The organism is Microbulbifer aggregans, assembly GCF_001750105.1.
GTDB classification, from domain to species: Bacteria; Pseudomonadota; Gammaproteobacteria; order Pseudomonadales; family Cellvibrionaceae; genus Microbulbifer; species Microbulbifer aggregans.
In genome coordinates this window covers 868,049-883,584 of the sequence record NZ_CP014143.1, presented here as the reverse complement: position 1 = coordinate 883,584, position 15,536 = coordinate 868,049, and the positions used below count along the sequence as shown (strand labels likewise).

The following is a 15,536-nucleotide window of genomic DNA, read 5'->3' as shown; positions in this document are numbered from 1 at the left end:
TTCGTGAAGCCGGGCTAAGAAAAGGCAATAAAAAAGCCGCATCCGAAGATGCGGCTCAATGAGGGCGTTTCCGCCCTTACCTTGCGAAGTCTCTGCTTCTTAGAAGGTGTAGTTAGCACCCAGGTAGAAAGTGCGTCCCAGGGTGTCATACATACCGGAACCACCACCGGTACCAGTCAGGTAGGCCGGGGGAGCTTTGTCCTCGATGTTGTTGACACCGCCGAAGACCTCGATGCTGTCCTGGAACAGGTAGCGGCTCTGCAGGCTGTTGTAACCCACTTTGCCGGTATAGGGCGGTGCAGCGCTCTCCGGACGGGCATCACCAATGCTGAACAGCGCCATGCTGTCGATGTACTGGTGGCGCCAGTTGACGGACAGGTTGCCGTAGCGGTAAGTGACGTTGCTGATGAAGGTATCAGTTGGGTCACCCAGCTCGCCATCGATTTGATCGACGTCTGAGGGGTCGTCCTGGAAGGAGTAGTCGTTGCGCTCCAGCAGGTGCGTACCCAGCAGGCTCAGGGTCAGGCTGCCCAGGTCATCAGAGTTGAATACGTCAGCCAGCGCAAACTGATAGCGTACCTCATAGTCGATACCGCGTGCCGTCAGGGCTGAGGCATTCAGCGCGGAGCTGGTCAGGGAGACCAGGTCGCCGTTCGCGTCACGCTCGATGTTGCCACAGAAGGCGTTGTTGATGGAGGAACCGTCCACACACTTGTCGAGGATGGTCTGGCCACCGTAGTAGGAAATCGCATCTTCAATCTCGATATCCCAGTAGTCCACGGTCAGAGTCAGGCCCTCGGCAAAGCCGGGGGTGAAGACCAGGCCGTAGGTGAAGGTGGTAGCTGTCTCTTCCTGCAGGTTCTCGTTACCGCCACTGAAGCCCGGCAGGGTCGGGCCTTCGTTCCACGGCGACTGGTAATCAGCCGCGAGACCGAGGGCCGCACAGTTGGCCGCGCGCAGGGCGGGGTCCGGAGCGTACGGGATCTCGTCTGCGTCACAGGGGTCATCGACGTTGAAGAAGTTCTGGCCCAGGGGCGCGAACAGTTCGTCGATATTCGGTGCACGAACGGCCTCGGAGGCGGTAGCGCGGAAGCGCAGGTCGTCGTAGACAGTCCAGTCGAGACCGGCTTTCCAGGCACCGGTGCTGCCGATGGTGGAGTAGTCAGAAGCGCGGTAGGCAGTGTCGAACGTCAGGCTCTGGACGCCCGGCAGGCCGCCCAGCAGTGGTGCGGAGGCTTCCACATAGACTTCGCTGACATCGTACTCACCATCAGTCGGAGCCAGCGCGTTCATGAACGTCGCCCCATCCTTGATGATCTGATCGTAATCGACGCTGCTGGTCTCTTCGCGGTATTCGAAACCACCGGCCACAGACAGGGGGCCTGCAGGCAGGTTGATCAGATCACCGCTGACAAAGCCGGAGGCAACCATCTGTGTCATGTTCTCGTAAGAACCGGTGTTCTGCAGCATGACGTAGTCGATCGCTTCCTGGGAGGCACGGCCTTCACCGAACAGATCCAGGGGCTGACAGCCATTGGCGCGGGCCTCCGCATCGGCACAGACGATTTCTCCATCGATCTCGACGGCGTTGATGGCCTCAGCGAAACGGGCATTGTGGCGGTTGTTCAGGTAGCGGACATTGCCGTCATACTCACCCCAGACGAGGCTGGTCTCGTAGTTCCAGTTGCCGTCGATATCGCCCTTGACGCCGAGAACGTAGCGCTGGGTTTCCCGGTCGGCCAGGTTGCCGCGGTAGCCGAGATCGGAGTGCATGCGATACATGCCGAAGCCACCGATGCCGGCGTCAACCAGAGCCTGGGAGAGGCTGTCGTCCAGGAACGGGTTGGTGGAGGAGTAGCCATCGTAACTGAAGCTGGCCTGACCGAAGCTCTCTGCTTCGTTGTTCACATACTTGGCTTCCGCGAACAGCTGCATGGAATCGGTCAGATCGTAACGACCTTTGACGAACACGTTGGTGTTCTCGGTGCGCGGATACATCTGGTACTGGCCGATCCAGCGATAGCCGTCACCGCCGCTGCAGCGACCGGAAGAGTCACAGATGCTGCCGTATTCTACCGGGCGGGCAGTGCCGTCCTCGTCAAAGGTAATCAGGCCCAGGGGAGTGTAGGCGAAGCCGGCTTCACTCAATACTGGCAGGGTGTAGTTCTCGACAACGATACGATCGGGAATGCCGTCTTCCGGACCAGTGTTTTCAGGGTTGCGCAGGGTGCCATAGCCCTTGGTGATCCACTCGCGGTCGTAACCGTAGACATCGTCACGGCTGGAGGTTTGGATGCTACCGGCAATGTTGGCGCGACCGTCGAAGAAGTTTTGACCGAAGGTAATGCTCATTTCGGTGGTTTCTGCACCACCGTTGTCGGTGTCACTGCCGTAGGCACTGATCTTGACGCCCTCGAAGTCATCCTTCATGACGAAGTTGACCACGCCGGTAACCGCGTCCGCGCCATAAATGGCGGAAGCACCGCCGGTGATCACGTCAACGCGCTCCAGCAGGTCTTCCGGGATGGTGTTCACGTCCACCGCGGAGGTGCCGATGGAGGAGGCGATGTGGCGACGGCCATCCTGCAGCACCAGGGTGCGGGACGTGCCCATGCCACGCAGGTCCAGCAGGTTGAGGCCGACGGTACCGATAAAGCGGCCGGAGTTGTTGCCGGAGAAGGTGGAGCGCAGGGCGGGCAGGTCGTTCAGTACGTCACCCAGGTTTACGTCACCACCGAGATTGATGTCTTCGGATGTGAGTGAGGTTACCGGGGTCGGGCTCACTGCGTTCGGACGCGTGATCCGTGAACCGGTTACGGTGATCTGTTCGATTGTCCCGTCCGATACTTTCTGGCTATCGTCAGAAGAACTTTCCTGGGCGAATGCCGGCGTTACGCCGACAGCGGCGAGGATAGCGCCGCGGATCGCCATGGATAGTAGATTTCCTTTCATTTCTTGAACCCCTCCAGGTCAAATCATTTGTTATTAGTCAGACTGGTCTAGCCGGTCATACCTGTTTGACGGCTTTCAACAATAAGCCCTCAAATTTTTTTTGACTTTTCTCAAAAAATCGTCGTCTTTATTGTTGAACCGAAATGGATTGGTGTGCTGGGTATGAGCCAGGGCACTTTGCAGGGGAGTGCCCTGGTGGGCCAGAGAAGCGCTTCGTGCTTGCCCTGTCTGCCATGTACAATGCCCCCTGAATCAGGCTCAGCAGGCGCATTTATGACCGACCGCAAGACGACCCATTTCGGCTACCAGGAAGTTCCGGTGGAGGAGAAGGCCGGACGTGTGGCCGAGGTATTTCACTCGGTGGCGGCGCGCTACGACGTGATGAACGACCTGATGTCCGGTGGCGTCCACCGCCTGTGGAAGCGCTTCACCATCGAGCTCTCCGGCGCGCGCCCAGGCCAGACGATCCTGGATATCGCCGGTGGCACCGGTGATCTGACCGCGCGCTTCTCACGCATCGTCGGCCCGGAGGGGCAGGTGGTGCTGGCGGATATCAACGAATCCATGCTGCGAGTGGGCCGCGACCGTCTGATGGATCGGGGCATCGCGGGCAATGTGGAGCCGGTACAGGCTGACGCCCAGTACCTGCCGTTCCCGGATAATACCTTTGACTGCATCACCATCGCCTTCGGTCTGCGCAATGTCACCGACAAGGACCTGGCCCTGCGCTCGATGCTGCGGGTGCTGAAGCCCGGCGGTCGCCTGCTGGTGCTGGAGTTCTCCAGGCCGCAGTCGAAGCTGCTGGAAAAGGTCTACGACCAGTATTCCTTCCGCCTGCTGCCGTTTATGGGCAAGCTGGTGGCCGACGACGCCGACAGCTACCGCTACCTGGCAGAGAGCATCCGCATGCACCCGGACCAGGAAACCCTGAAGCAGATGATGGCGGATGCCGGCTTTGTGGACTGCGAATACCACAATATGACCGGTGGCATCGTGGCCCTGCACCGCGGCATCAAACCCTGACTTGAGCCTAGCCTGGCAGCGCCGAAGCCCGTGCGCTGTTCCGTCCAACCGGTCTGGATAGAAGGAAATCTGCCTTGGACCCCACATTCCGCTCTGGCTTCGACGCCGCGCTGGAGAGCGCCATCAACGCTGCACTGAGCTGTGATCCCGCGACCCGCGCTCGTCTGAAAACTCTCGATGGCCGCGCCCTGGCGTTGGACCTGACCGCTCCGCGCATGCAGTTGATTCTGTGTGTGGAAGGGGACGAGGTGCGCCTGCGCCAGCACTGGGAGGGGCAGGTGGACACCCGTCTGACCGGCTCGCCAATTGCCCTGCTCCGGCTGTTGAAAGACGACAGCGCCACGCCGGCCAAACTGGGTGTTGCCATTACCGGTTCCAGTGCCCTGCTGCAGCAATTGCAGCAGATACTGCAAGATCTGGATATCGATTGGGAGGCGCCACTGTCGCGCCTGGTCGGTGACGTGCCGGCCCATTCCATCGGCAATGTCCTGCGCTCCGCCGACGCCTGGTTGCGACAGAGCCTGGGTGACGCCCCTCGCGCTGCCGCCGAAGCGATCAGCGAGGAGTGGCAATTGACACCACCGCGCGCCCAGTTCGAGTCATTTGCCGATGACCTGGCCGAGCTGGCATTGGCGACGGATCGGCTGGAGGCGCGGCTGAATATCCTGAAGCAGAAGCTCTCCCCGCGGGAGGCGCCGTAGTATGCCGGCAGGTCGCAGCCTCACCATCGCCCGCGTTTTCCTGCGCTACCGCCTCGACACCCTGTTGCCGAGCGCGGAGCGGCCGCTGTGGATACGACTGCTGTGGTCGCCGCTGCGCCTGCTGCCACAGCCGAAACTGAGCCGCGGCGCGCGGCTGCGCCGGGCCCTGGAGGAGCTGGGCCCGATTTTCGTCAAGTTCGGCCAGCTGCTCTCGACACGCCCGGATCTGTTGCCTCCGGATGTGGTGGAAGAGCTGAACCATCTGCAGGACAACGTGGCGCCCTTCCCTTCGGACCAGTGCACTGCCCGCATCGAGGCAGCGCTAGAGGCCCCGATCGACACGCTTTTTGCCCAGTTCGACCGCACGCCGCTGGCCTCCGCCTCGGTGGCGCAGGTGCACGGCGCGGTGCTGCCCGATGGCGAATCGGTCGTGGTCAAAGTCCTGCGTCCGGGTATCGACAAGGTCATCCAGCAGGATCTGCGCCTGCTGGCGGTGATCGCCCGCTGGATTCGCCGTTATGTCCCCGATGGCCGCCGCTTGCGGCCGGTGGAGGTGGTGGAGGACTACCGTCACACCATTGAGGGCGAGCTGGACCTGGTGCGTGAGGCGGCCAATGCCACCGAGCTCAAACGCAATTTCTCCGGCTCGCCGCTGCTCTATGTGCCCGAAGTGCACTGGGACTACACCCGCGAGACCGTAATGGTGATGGAGCGCATCGACGGTATCCCGGTCACGGATCTGGAGCAGCTGCGGGCACAGAACACCAATATGCAGCTCCTGGCTGAGCGCGGCGTGGAGATCTTCTTCAAGCAGGTGTTCGAGCACAATTTCTTCCATGCCGACATGCACCCGGGCAATATCTTCGTCTCGCGCCAGCACCCGGAGCGACCGAAGTACATCGCCATCGACACCGCCATCGTCGGTAGCCTGTCACGCGAGGACCAGTACTATCTGGCCCGCAATCTGCTGGCCATGTTCCGCCGTGACTACCGTATGGTGGCGGAACTGCATGTGCAGAGTGGCTGGGTGCGTGCCGACACGCCCATCAATACCTTCGAGGCGGCGATCCGTGCCGTTTGCGAACCGATCTTCGAAAAGCCGCTGGGAGAGATCTCCTTCGCCCGGGTGCTGATCAGCCTGTTCCAGACCGCGCGCCGGTTCGATATGGCGGTGCAGCCGCAGCTGGTGCTGCTGCAGAAGACCCTGCTCAATATCGAGGGGCTGGGACGCCAGCTTTATCCGGAACTGGATCTGTGGAAGACTGCCCATCCATTTTTGGAGCGCTGGATGCGCGACCGCATCCACCCGCGGACGATTTTGGGCGAGATCAAGCGTTACGGGCCCGAGTGGCTGGAGAAGTTTCCCCAGCTGCCGCAGATGGTGTACTCGGCGCTGGACCAGTCGCGGGAAATGGCACCCCAGTTGCAGGCTATCGGCAGTGCGCTGGAGTCCACCAACCGGCGCGGTCGCAGTCGCTATCTGCGCCGCGCGGCCGCGGTGCTGTTGGCCGTGGGGGCCGCAGCGGTGGCTGCGCCCCAGTGGCTGGCCGCCCTGCCGCCAGCGGGAATCGCCATGGCGGTGGCCGCATTGGTACTGGTGCTCTGGCCCTGAAACATCGGGCCCTGCGCCAGCTGGCATGAGCGACCTACAATCAAGAGATAAGTGACAGGCAAAGCAGTGACCGAGGTTTCGACGGAAGACAGCTTGATCGACGCCGTGCGCTGGAATGAGGATGGACTGGTGCCGGCCATCGCGCAGGACGCCAGGACAGGCCGCGTGCTGATGATGGCGTGGATGAACCGGGAGTCCCTGCAGCTGACCGCCGCCGAGGGCCGGGCTGTCTACTGGTCCCGTTCCCGGGGCAAACTGTGGCGCAAGGGCGAGTCGTCCGGACACGAGCAGCAGATCCGCGAGATCCGCCTCGACTGTGACGGTGATACGGTATTGCTGGTAGTGGAACAGCGCGGCGGTATCGCCTGCCACACCGGCCGCACCAGCTGCTTTTACCGCGTACTGGACGGTGAGCGGTGGCTGGTCAACCAGCCGGTCATCAAAAACCCGGACGACATTTATGAGTGACGTACTGCGTGAACTGGATGCGGTGCTCGAGAGCCGCAAAAGCGCTGGCGATGCCGAGGCCTCTTACGTGGCCAGCCTGCATCGCAAGGGGCTGAACAAGATTTTGGAAAAAGTTGGTGAGGAAGCTACGGAGGTGATTCTCGCCGCAAAGGATGCCGAGCGCGGCGGTGACCGGCAGGCGATGATCGCCGAGACCGCCGACCTCTGGTTTCACTCCCTGGTGATGCTTTCTCACCTGGGGGCCGATTCACAGGACGTATTGCGCGAACTGGGGCACCGTTTCGGCCTCTCGGGCCTGGAGGAAAAGGCCTCGCGCTCTGCCACGCAGGAGCAAGGGCAATAACAATAGCGAACGGCGCCCTGGGGCACCGGAATAACTGGATCTTGAAGGAGTAAGTTATGGGTTTTGGCGGCATCAGTATCTGGCAGCTGCTCATCATTCTGGTCATCGTGCTGCTGCTTTTCGGCACCAAGCGTCTGAAAAATCTCGGCGGTGACCTGGGCGGTGCGATCAAGGGCTTCAAGAAAGCCATGAAGGACGAGGGCAAGTCCGAGGACGCCGAGGGCGAGGACAAGCCCAAGGAAACCAAGCGCCTGGAACATGAAGAGGCGGAGAAGCCGAAATCAGAGTCCGAGCAGCACAAAGACAAACAGTCCCACGACAAATAAGCCGAGAGCGCACGCGTGTTTGATATCGGTTTTTTTGAGCTGTTACTGGTAGCAGTTGTCGGCCTGCTGGTGGTGGGCCCGGAGCGGCTGCCGGATGCGATACGCACCACGGCACGCTGGTGGTCCGGGCTCAAACGCACGCTGCACAACGCTCGCGAGGAACTTGAGCGCGAGGTGGGTGCCGACGACATCCGCCGCGAGCTGCACAACGAGCGTATCCTTCGTGAGCTGGAGGAGGGCCGCCGGGAGCTGGAGGCATCGGTGCGGGAGCCGCTGGCCGAGGGCACGCTCGAACGAGAAGACGTCGAGCTGCCGGAAACCTCTCGCGCCGAGGCATCGGACTACCTCCCTGAAGACGAAAGGCGGATAGGAGGCTCGGATCACCTTCCCGAGGATGAGGAGGAGCTGGAGGACCCGGAGTACCCCGAGCACTTGCACGATCACGGTGATCCGGAATTCAATCCCCACCATCCGGATCACTTCACAGACGAGCCCCGCTCACCCAAGGACGAAGACAAATCCGCATGAGCGAGCAGAAGAATCAGCCCTTTATTGACCACCTGATCGAATTGCGCGACCGCCTGCTCAAGACGCTGCTGGTCGTGGTGGTGATCTTCGTCTGCATGGTGCCGTTTGCGTCGCAGATTTACGACTTTGTCGCCGATCCCCTGCAGGACCGCCTGGTGGAGGGTGCGGGCATGATCGCCACCGAGGTGACCTCGCCCTTCTTCACGCCCTTCAAGACCACCTTCATCCTGGCGTTTTTTATCGGCATCCCTTACGTCCTCTATCAGGCCTGGGCCTTTATAGCGCCCGGTCTGTACCAGAACGAGAAACGTCTGGCGGTACCGATTCTGGTTTCCAGCGTGGTGCTCTTTTACGCAGGTATGGCGTTCGCCTATTACGTGGTGTTCCCCATCCTGTTTGATTTCTTCATCAGTTCCGCCCATTCCGATATCAAGGTGCTGCCTGATATCAGTCGTTACCTGGACCTGGTGCTGAAGCTCTTTTTCGCCTTTGGGTTTGCTTTTGAAATTCCAATCGCCACAGTGCTGCTGATCTGGAGCGGGGCCGTGGATGCGCAGACGCTGGCGAAGAAGCGCCCCTACGTGATTGTGGGCTGTTTCCTGATCGGGATGTTGCTGACACCTCCGGATGTGATTTCCCAGTCGCTGCTGGCGATACCCATGTGGCTGCTGTTTGAACTGGGGATTCTGATCGGTCGCTGGATCAAGCGGAAACCCGCGGAAGAGGAGGCGGATGGGTAAATCCCATGTCGGGTGCCGCTGGGCGATATTGCTCGCAGTCGTCGCATTGCTGCTCGGTCAGCATGGTGTCCGGGCCGGCGAGCCAGTCCCCTGTGTCATCCTGCTGCACGGCCTGACCAAGGACGCGGATAGCATGCAGCCGCTGGCGGAGCGGCTCACCGCGGCGGGCTTCCTGGCCGTCAATGTGGAGTTCTCATCTCGTCAGGCAGGCATCCCCGAACTCGCCGGCCCCACGGTTGGCGCAGGCCTGGCACAGTGCCACGCCGCCAATGCGCAACCCATCAACTTCGTGACCCACTCTCTCGGCGGTATTCTGCTCCGTTACTACTACGAGAATCGCCCTGGCGAAGGGGTGCATCGGGTAGTCATGATGGGGCCGCCCAACAATGGCAGTCGCATCGGCGATTGGCTCGATCACATCCCCTGGATCAAGGACGTCAACGGACCCTCCGGCCGTCAGTTGGGTACGGGTCCTACCAGCGTGCCATTGCAACTGGGGCCGGCGCCGTTCGAACTCGGCGTCATCGCCGGCAGCCGCTCACGCAATCCCATCGCATCCGCCATCCTGCGGGGGAAGGATGACGGTCGCATCACGGTCGAGAGTGCCCGGCTTGAGGGCATGTGCGGGTTCAAGACCCTGCCGCTGACTCACGGCGAGATCATGGCAGACCCGGAGGCCATCCGGCAGGCGCTATTGTTCCTGCAGCGTGGGCACTTTACCGGTGCAACTGCCGAGGCTTTCGATTGCGGTTTCTGACAGGGTTTTCACCTTGGCACAGGGCTCAGGCGCCCTCGTCCATCTTGCGCAACACCATGCGGGTGATGTAGGCGGCCATCAGCAGGATAAAGCCGATAATGCCGAGACTCAGCAGGCCAGAGAAGCTGGTGAAGAGGTCAATCAGGGCAGCCATGATGCTAACTCCAACATTGGTCACTTAACTTGCGACCAGTGTAGGGCTGCCCTCCGGAGTCCGATTGACCTGGATCAAATGGTGTTCAATCAGCTGATTTGTTGAGGCCGGGTACCGGGCCCGGGGAGTGGGTATCAGGAGCGCGACTCGCCAGTAGAGCCATGCTGTACGCTCTCACAGTCACGTAGTACCACTTCGAATTCCCGCTCACCGTTTGCCCGCAGGGACAGCATCCCGGAGTGGCCCTTGGTGTGCCAGCGGTAATTTGGATGCCCCTTGTCGGCAACGAACAGTACGCCGGATGCCGCCGGCTCCTGGTGCATGGGGACGAGTTTGTTGTCGAAGGTCAGCATGGCCATGGAAGGGCCGGATTCCGGCTTACCATATTTGACCTGCAGGCGCGTTCCATCCGCGCACTCGTAGTTGATGGTCCGTATCTCGGTGTCGATTTCGCGGCCCCCACCCTCACAGGCGCTGAGGAGCGGTAGGGAAAGGATCAGGGCGGCGCAAACACGGCGTAGCATGAACAGTCCAGAATAGCGTCTTGCAAAAGTTACCCGGCTTTGAGCGCGAGAAAGCTAAAAAATTCCCGCTATGCTGATGAAAACCAGCGCACCGAGGGCCAGATAATAGATCTCACGGTGCTGACGCCACCGGGGCGCGAGGCCGATCAGGGCAACTGGCGGTAGAAAAAGCGCCGCGAGGCCAAACAGCGTGCCCTCCCGAAATCCGGCGACGATCAGGCGCAGCCAGCCGATAGCAGCGAACACCAGCGCGAAGACCGTCAACACGGCGGCCACAGGCGGTATCCCGTTGGCGGCGGCTGCCGGTTCCATGGTTGCCCTCCCCGAAACTGACCAGAAGAAAGAATGGATTACCAAGTGTATAACAGCAGGGAGCAGGCCAGCGGAGGTACGCGTTGGCGCCTGGCCGTCCTCCTCTTCGCATTCACGGTGCTGCATGGCTGCGAAACCGCCGGGTACTATGCCCAGGCGGCGACGGGCCAGGTACGGATCCTCGCCGCGCGGGAGCCCATCGAGGATATCGCCGCCGCTCCGGAAACGGACGAAAAGCTGCAACAGCAGCTGACTCTGGTGCAGGCCATCCGGGCTTATGCCTCCGGCGAACTGAAACTGCCGGTGGGACGGGCCTACGGCGCCTACGTCAAGCTGGAAGACGACTATCCGATCTGGAACGTGCTGGCGGCACCGGAGTTTTCCCTCAAGCCCAAACGCTGGTGTTATCCCATCGCCGGCTGCGCCAGTTATCGGGGTTATTTCCGCAAGGCTTCGGCCCGTGACAAGGCAGAGGAACTGGCCAAGGAGGGCTTCGATATCTATCTGGGGCCCGTGCCGGCCTACAGCACTCTGGGTTGGTTTGACGACCCGATCATGTCGAGCTTTGTCCACTGGCCACCGGAACGGCTTGCGGGGCTGCTGTTCCACGAGCTGGCCCACCGCAGGGTGTATATCTCGGGTGATACCCAGTTCAATGAGAGCTTTGCCACCGCCGTTGCCCAACTGGCACTACCGGACTGGCGCCGGCGGCAGGGGATCGATGGGCCGGCAGCCAACCGCATCGCCGAGGCGAAAGCAGTCAATGCGTTGATGATGACGACCCGGCAGCGCTTGCAGGAGATTTACGACAGTGACCGGTCCCGGGCGATCCAGCGCCGGCAAAAAGCCGAGACGCTGGCGCAACTGCGTCACTGCTACCGCGAGCTATCCGCCGGCTGGTCCTATCCGGATCGCTACCGCGCCTATATCGAGAAGACCAACAACGCCACGCTGGCATTGGTCTCCGAGTACCAGTCGCGCGTGCCGGCCTTTCAGCAGCTTTACAAGGAAAGTGATGGCTGGGAAGACTTTTACCGCAACGTAGAGCAACTGGGGCAAAAAGGAAAAAAAGCGCGCAATCAGCGGCTCGATGCCCTGGCCGCGGCCTATCAGGATTCCAGCAGGAAAGTCACCGGCCCATCATTCAGTAGCGAGACCTGCATGTCGGCGGCGAATACACCGCTGGCAACCGGCGACAATTGAGCGCGGGCGCGCTCGACAAAATGGTCATACAGGCTCTCGGCCTGCGCCGGGCTGGCCCCCTTACTGAAGCTCGGGCGCAGGCCGCGAGCAGTGTCTGCCACCAGGGTAAACTGGCTGACGACAAGCAGTCCGCCGCCGGCCTGCTGCACGTTGAGGTTCATGCGGCCGCTGTCGTCGCCGAACACCCGGTAGTGCAACACTTTTTGCAACAGCTTGTCGGCTGTGGTGCGGTCATCCCGGGCCTCTACGCCCAGTAGCAGCAGCAAACCGTGTTCGATGGCGCCAACTGTTTCTCCCTCCACGTCCACACTCGCGTGGCGGACGCGCTGAATCAATCCTTTCACCGCAGACTCTCCTCCAACCTTCACCGTGCTGTGGCCCCGGCCTGAAAAATGCCCTAGATTACCCAACTGTTTGTCGAGAAAAAACCGGGACCGATCTCATGAAGAAACAACTGATGGCACTGGCTGCTGGCGCCTTGACCTGTGCGGCAGCGTTCGCCACGGGCGACTACCCCGAGACGAAAACAGTGGCCCAGAAAGATGGTTATTTCGGTACAGAGGTGAGTGACCCCTATCGCTGGCTCGAAGACCTCGAATCCGAGTCGGTAGACAAGTGGGTGGCGACCCAGAATGAATTCTCCCTGCCGACCCTGAAAGAGCTGCCGGGCTGGCAGAAGATTAATGACCGCCTGACCGAGCTCTGGCAGTACGAGCAATACGGCGTGCCGTACAAGAAGGCCGGCAAGGTCTTCTACGAATACAACGACGGTACCTGGGACCAGAGCATCTTCTATCGCACCCAGGATCTGCGCAAAGAGAAGCCGAGTGCCATCCTCGACCCACGCAAGCTGAGTGAGGACGGCACAATCGCCGCCAAGCGCTACGCCGTAAGCCCCGAGGGTCGCTACCTGGCCTACGGAACCTCTGATGGCGGCACTGACTGGACCGATTATCATGTCCGCGACCTGGACACCGGCAAGGACCTGGAAGACGTGCTCACCGGGATCAAGTTCAGTGGCGTCAGCTGGGCCAAGGATGAATCCGGTTTTTACTACAGTCGTTATCCGTTCAACGCTGACGGCAGTGCCGATGACAGCAAGCAGGTGGCTGTCTATTTCCACAAGCTGGGTCAGCCGCAGAGTGCCGACGAACTGGTGTACGAGATCACTGATCATCCCACCCGCAACCCCGACGCCCAGTTGAGCGACGATGAGAACTACCTGGTGTTCACTATCTTCGATGGCTATGACAGCAATGCCGTTTACCTGCGCGACCTTCGAGAAAAGAATGGCAAAGTCGTTCGTCTGCTGGATGACTGGGATGCGCTCTATACGTACCTCGGTAACAGCGGCAAAACTTTCTTCTTCGAGACCAATGCCGACGCAGCCAACGGCCGAGTGATCGCCGTCGATCTGGATAAGCCCGGCCGTGAAAACTGGAAAGAACTGGTCGGTGAAAAGAAAAATGCGTTGCAGTCCGCCAGCCTGGTGGGCGAGCGCCTGGTCCTGCACTACCTGGAAGATGCCAAGTCCAAGGTGGTAGTCACCGATCTCGCTGGAAAACAGCAGTACGAATTGAAGCTGCCGGGAATGGGTACCGTCGAAGGCTTCTACGGTGAGCCGGACGATCCGGAGACCTATTACGCATTCAGTAACTTCCTTACGCCGCCGGCGATTTACAAGCTGGACGTACAGACCGGCGAGAGCGAAAAAGTAAAAACACCGGATTACCCGGCAGATTTCTCGGATTTCACTGTCAGCCAGCATTTCTTCAAGAGTAAGGACGGCACCCGTGTGCCCATGTTCCTGGTCCATCGCAAGGACATGAAGCGCGATGGCAGCAACCCGACACTGCTATATGGTTACGGTGGCTTCAATGCCGCCCAGCTGCCCCAGTTCTACACCCGTTTTGCCGGGTGGCTGGATATGGGTGGCACCCTGGCCATGGTTAACCTGCGCGGCGGCAGTGAGTACGGCGCCGACTGGCACAAGGCGGGGACCAAGACGCAGAAGCAGAATGTCTTCGATGACTTCATCGCCGCGGCTGAGTGGCTGATCGATGAAAAGGTCACCTCAAAAGAAAAGCTGGCCATCATGGGACGCTCCAATGGCGGCCTGCTCGTCGGTGCAACCATGGTTCAGCGCCCGGACCTGTTCGCCGCTGCTCTGCCGATTGTGGGGGTGCTGGATATGCTGCGTTACCACACGGCATCCGCCAACGCGCGCCAGTGGTCGAGCGATTACGGCCTGAGCGAAAACAAGGAAGAGTTCGAAGCCCTGCATGCCTACTCACCTGTGCATAACACCGAGAAAGGCAAGTGCTATCCGGCCACACTGATCACCACCGCCGACCGAGACGACCGAGTGGTGCCCTGGCACAGCTATAAATTCGCCGCCGCCCTGCAGCGGGATCAGGGCTGTGAGAATCCGATTTACCTGGCCGTGGAAACCCGCGCGGGCCACGGTGCTGGCAAGCCGGTATGGATGCAGGTGGAGGACTTTACCAATCAGTATGCTTTCCTGGCGGATCAGCTGGGAATGGATATCGACTGAGGGAATCATTGTATCGGCAAATCATCAGGAGATGGCGTCCGGTCTATTCCGGGAAATAGCCGGGCAGGCAAATATTTCCCGGAAAAGCTCCGGTGTCCTCCTGATGGTCTTGGTGAAATCCAGGCTGAAAGATTGGGAGCCAAAAAATTTGCATGGCTCCTTTTTGCGTCGGCATGCTGTGAGAGTATGGATTCAGGCAGGACTGGGCAGCGTCTAGGGGGGATATTGTGCCGATCAGGTTTTCATATTTGAGGTGCCCAAATTTCCCGCTCCGCCTTTTTTCATAATTAAATAAACATACGCAGGGCTTCTCCTAATGAAACATGCTTTCGTCACCGGCGGTACCGGATTTCTCGGCGCCAACCTGATCGAGCAATTGATTGCGCGGGGCTGGCGGGTCACTGCCATGCACCGGGAGGGCTCGGATACCCGATTGGCGAAATCACTGGGCGCGGAGCTGGTGCCGGGCAGTCTGGATGATGTCGAATCCCTAACTAGCGCTGTGCCGCAGGGCGTGGATGGGGTATTCCATGTGGCGGCCAACACCAGCATGTGGCGCGGCGGGCGCGAGCAGCAGTGGCGGGACAATGTCGTGGGGTCAGCCAATCTGGCTCGGGTGTCGCGCCAGAAGCAGGCGGGTCGCGTGGTGGTGACCAGTTCTATCTCCGCTTATGGCTACCAGAAGCAACCCATCGATGAGCAGAGCCCACAGCTGGCAGATGACCCCCGTTACGGTTACCTCTATACAAAAAAGCGCGCTGAACTGGCGGTGCGGGAGGAAATTGAGAAAGGCCTGGATGCGGTTTTCCTGAACCCCTGTGCGATCGTGGGTAAGTACGATACCGGTAGCTGGGCCCAGACTTTTTTCCTGATCCAGGATGGAAAGCTGCCGGGAGTGCCGCCGGGTAATGGCTCCTTCTGTCATGCCGCTGAGGTGGCCAAGGCTCATATCGCTGCTTATGAGAAGGGCCGAACTGGCGAGAACTATATCCTCGCCGGCATCGATGCCAGCTTCCTGGAGTTCTTCGGCGAGATTGCACATCTTCTTGGCCAACCGGTTCCGCGACGTACGACACCGGCGGCGGTCATTCATCTGGTCGGCCAGTTGTCTGATCTGATTGCCCGCTTTACCGGTGAAGAACCGAGGATCACTCCGGAGAAGGCTGCCCTGATTACCCGGCGGGTGACAGCCAGCTGTGACAAGGCACGGCGAGAGCTCGGCTATCGGAGTGACGTACCGCTCGTTGAAATGTTGCGGGAGAGCCGTGACTGGCTGATCGAGCAGGGCTTGCTCACGGGCCTTGCGTCGGAAAAAAATGGGGAGGTGTCGGCTTGAATC

Annotated in this window: 17 protein-coding genes; 12 read left to right on the top strand and 5 right to left on the bottom strand. The window is 60.4% G+C overall.

Features of this window, described 5'->3' with window-relative positions:
• Nucleotides 1-99: 99 nt before the first annotated feature.
• Nucleotides 100-2,952, bottom strand: coding sequence for a TonB-dependent receptor plug domain-containing protein (locus AUP74_RS03760; protein WP_069946390.1), 2,853 nt, complete (start codon nucleotides 2,950-2,952; stop codon nucleotides 100-102).
• A gap of 273 nt (nucleotides 2,953-3,225) precedes the next feature.
• Between AUP74_RS03760 and ubiE the strand changes: the two genes are divergently transcribed.
• The 9 genes from ubiE (at nucleotide 3,226) to AUP74_RS03715 (ending at nucleotide 9,450) form a co-directional block, all read left to right on the top strand.
• Complete coding sequence (gene ubiE / locus AUP74_RS03755; protein WP_069946389.1) at nucleotides 3,226-3,975, top strand: bifunctional demethylmenaquinone methyltransferase/2-methoxy-6-polyprenyl-1,4-benzoquinol methylase UbiE; 750 nt, start codon at nucleotides 3,226-3,228, stop codon at nucleotides 3,973-3,975.
• Between the two features lie 74 nt (nucleotides 3,976-4,049).
• Nucleotides 4,050-4,676, top strand: a complete 627-nt coding sequence (locus tag AUP74_RS03750; protein WP_069946388.1) for a ubiquinone biosynthesis accessory factor UbiJ — start codon at nucleotides 4,050-4,052, stop codon at nucleotides 4,674-4,676.
• A 1-nt stretch (nucleotide 4,677) separates the two neighbouring features.
• On the top strand, nucleotides 4,678-6,288 hold the full coding sequence (ubiB, locus tag AUP74_RS03745) for a ubiquinone biosynthesis regulatory protein kinase UbiB (RefSeq protein ID WP_069946387.1): 1,611 nt from the start codon (nucleotides 4,678-4,680) through the stop codon (nucleotides 6,286-6,288).
• A gap of 51 nt (nucleotides 6,289-6,339) precedes the next feature.
• On the top strand, nucleotides 6,340-6,756 hold the full coding sequence (gene hisI, locus AUP74_RS03740) for a phosphoribosyl-AMP cyclohydrolase (RefSeq protein ID WP_226999885.1): 417 nt from the start codon (nucleotides 6,340-6,342) through the stop codon (nucleotides 6,754-6,756).
• Entirely contained in the window at nucleotides 6,749-7,099 is a 351-nt protein-coding gene (locus tag AUP74_RS03735; RefSeq protein WP_069946386.1) for a phosphoribosyl-ATP diphosphatase, read from the top strand. The genes hisI and AUP74_RS03735 overlap by 8 nt, the downstream gene beginning before the upstream one ends.
• Nucleotides 7,100-7,155: 56 nt before the next feature.
• Complete coding sequence (gene tatA / locus AUP74_RS03730) at nucleotides 7,156-7,425, top strand: Sec-independent protein translocase subunit TatA (RefSeq protein WP_069946385.1); 270 nt, start codon at nucleotides 7,156-7,158, stop codon at nucleotides 7,423-7,425.
• 15 nt (nucleotides 7,426-7,440) lie between these two features.
• The gene (gene tatB / locus AUP74_RS03725) at nucleotides 7,441-7,953 is read left to right on the top strand and encodes a Sec-independent protein translocase protein TatB (protein WP_069946384.1); all 513 of its coding nucleotides are present in this window, start codon (nucleotides 7,441-7,443) and stop codon (nucleotides 7,951-7,953) included.
• The gene (gene tatC / locus AUP74_RS03720) at nucleotides 7,950-8,693 is read left to right on the top strand and encodes a twin-arginine translocase subunit TatC (RefSeq protein ID WP_069946383.1); all 744 of its coding nucleotides are present in this window, start codon (nucleotides 7,950-7,952) and stop codon (nucleotides 8,691-8,693) included. The genes tatB and tatC overlap by 4 nt, the downstream gene beginning before the upstream one ends.
• The gene (locus tag AUP74_RS03715) at nucleotides 8,686-9,450 is read left to right on the top strand and encodes an esterase/lipase family protein (RefSeq protein WP_069946382.1); all 765 of its coding nucleotides are present in this window, start codon (nucleotides 8,686-8,688) and stop codon (nucleotides 9,448-9,450) included. The genes tatC and AUP74_RS03715 overlap by 8 nt, the downstream gene beginning before the upstream one ends.
• 25 nt (nucleotides 9,451-9,475) lie before the next feature.
• On the opposite strand, the gene AUP74_RS03710 is transcribed toward AUP74_RS03715, so the two are convergent.
• The 3 genes from AUP74_RS03710 to AUP74_RS03700 form a co-directional block, all read right to left on the bottom strand.
• Nucleotides 9,476-9,604, bottom strand: a complete 129-nt coding sequence (locus AUP74_RS03710; protein ID WP_069946381.1) for a DUF3149 domain-containing protein — start codon at nucleotides 9,602-9,604, stop codon at nucleotides 9,476-9,478.
• A gap of 134 nt (nucleotides 9,605-9,738) precedes the next feature.
• The gene (locus tag AUP74_RS03705) at nucleotides 9,739-10,128 is read right to left on the bottom strand and encodes an MliC family protein (protein ID WP_069946380.1); all 390 of its coding nucleotides are present in this window, start codon (nucleotides 10,126-10,128) and stop codon (nucleotides 9,739-9,741) included.
• 54 nt (nucleotides 10,129-10,182) lie between these two features.
• Nucleotides 10,183-10,440 (bottom strand): hypothetical protein, encoded by a 258-nt coding sequence (locus AUP74_RS03700; protein WP_069946379.1) that lies wholly within the window; start codon nucleotides 10,438-10,440, stop codon nucleotides 10,183-10,185.
• Between the two features lie 33 nt (nucleotides 10,441-10,473).
• On the opposite strand from AUP74_RS03700, the gene AUP74_RS03695 reads away from it, so the two are divergent.
• On the top strand, nucleotides 10,474-11,643 hold the full coding sequence (locus AUP74_RS03695) for an aminopeptidase (protein ID WP_083260803.1): 1,170 nt from the start codon (nucleotides 10,474-10,476) through the stop codon (nucleotides 11,641-11,643).
• On the opposite strand, the gene dtd is transcribed toward AUP74_RS03695, so the two are convergent.
• Nucleotides 11,550-11,987, bottom strand: a complete 438-nt coding sequence (gene dtd, locus AUP74_RS03690; RefSeq protein ID WP_069946378.1) for a D-aminoacyl-tRNA deacylase — start codon at nucleotides 11,985-11,987, stop codon at nucleotides 11,550-11,552. The two genes, AUP74_RS03695 and dtd, sit on opposite strands and share 94 nt — an antisense overlap.
• Before the next feature lie 98 nt (nucleotides 11,988-12,085).
• Between dtd and AUP74_RS03685 the strand changes: the two genes are divergently transcribed.
• Complete coding sequence (locus AUP74_RS03685; protein WP_069946377.1) at nucleotides 12,086-14,197, top strand: prolyl oligopeptidase family serine peptidase; 2,112 nt, start codon at nucleotides 12,086-12,088, stop codon at nucleotides 14,195-14,197.
• A gap of 316 nt (nucleotides 14,198-14,513) precedes the next feature.
• Nucleotides 14,514-15,533 carry an SDR family oxidoreductase gene (locus tag AUP74_RS03680; protein ID WP_069946376.1) on the top strand — a complete coding sequence of 340 codons (1,020 nt, stop codon included), beginning with the start codon at nucleotides 14,514-14,516 and terminating at the stop codon, nucleotides 15,531-15,533.
• The last annotated feature ends 3 nt before the right edge of the window (nucleotides 15,534-15,536 follow it).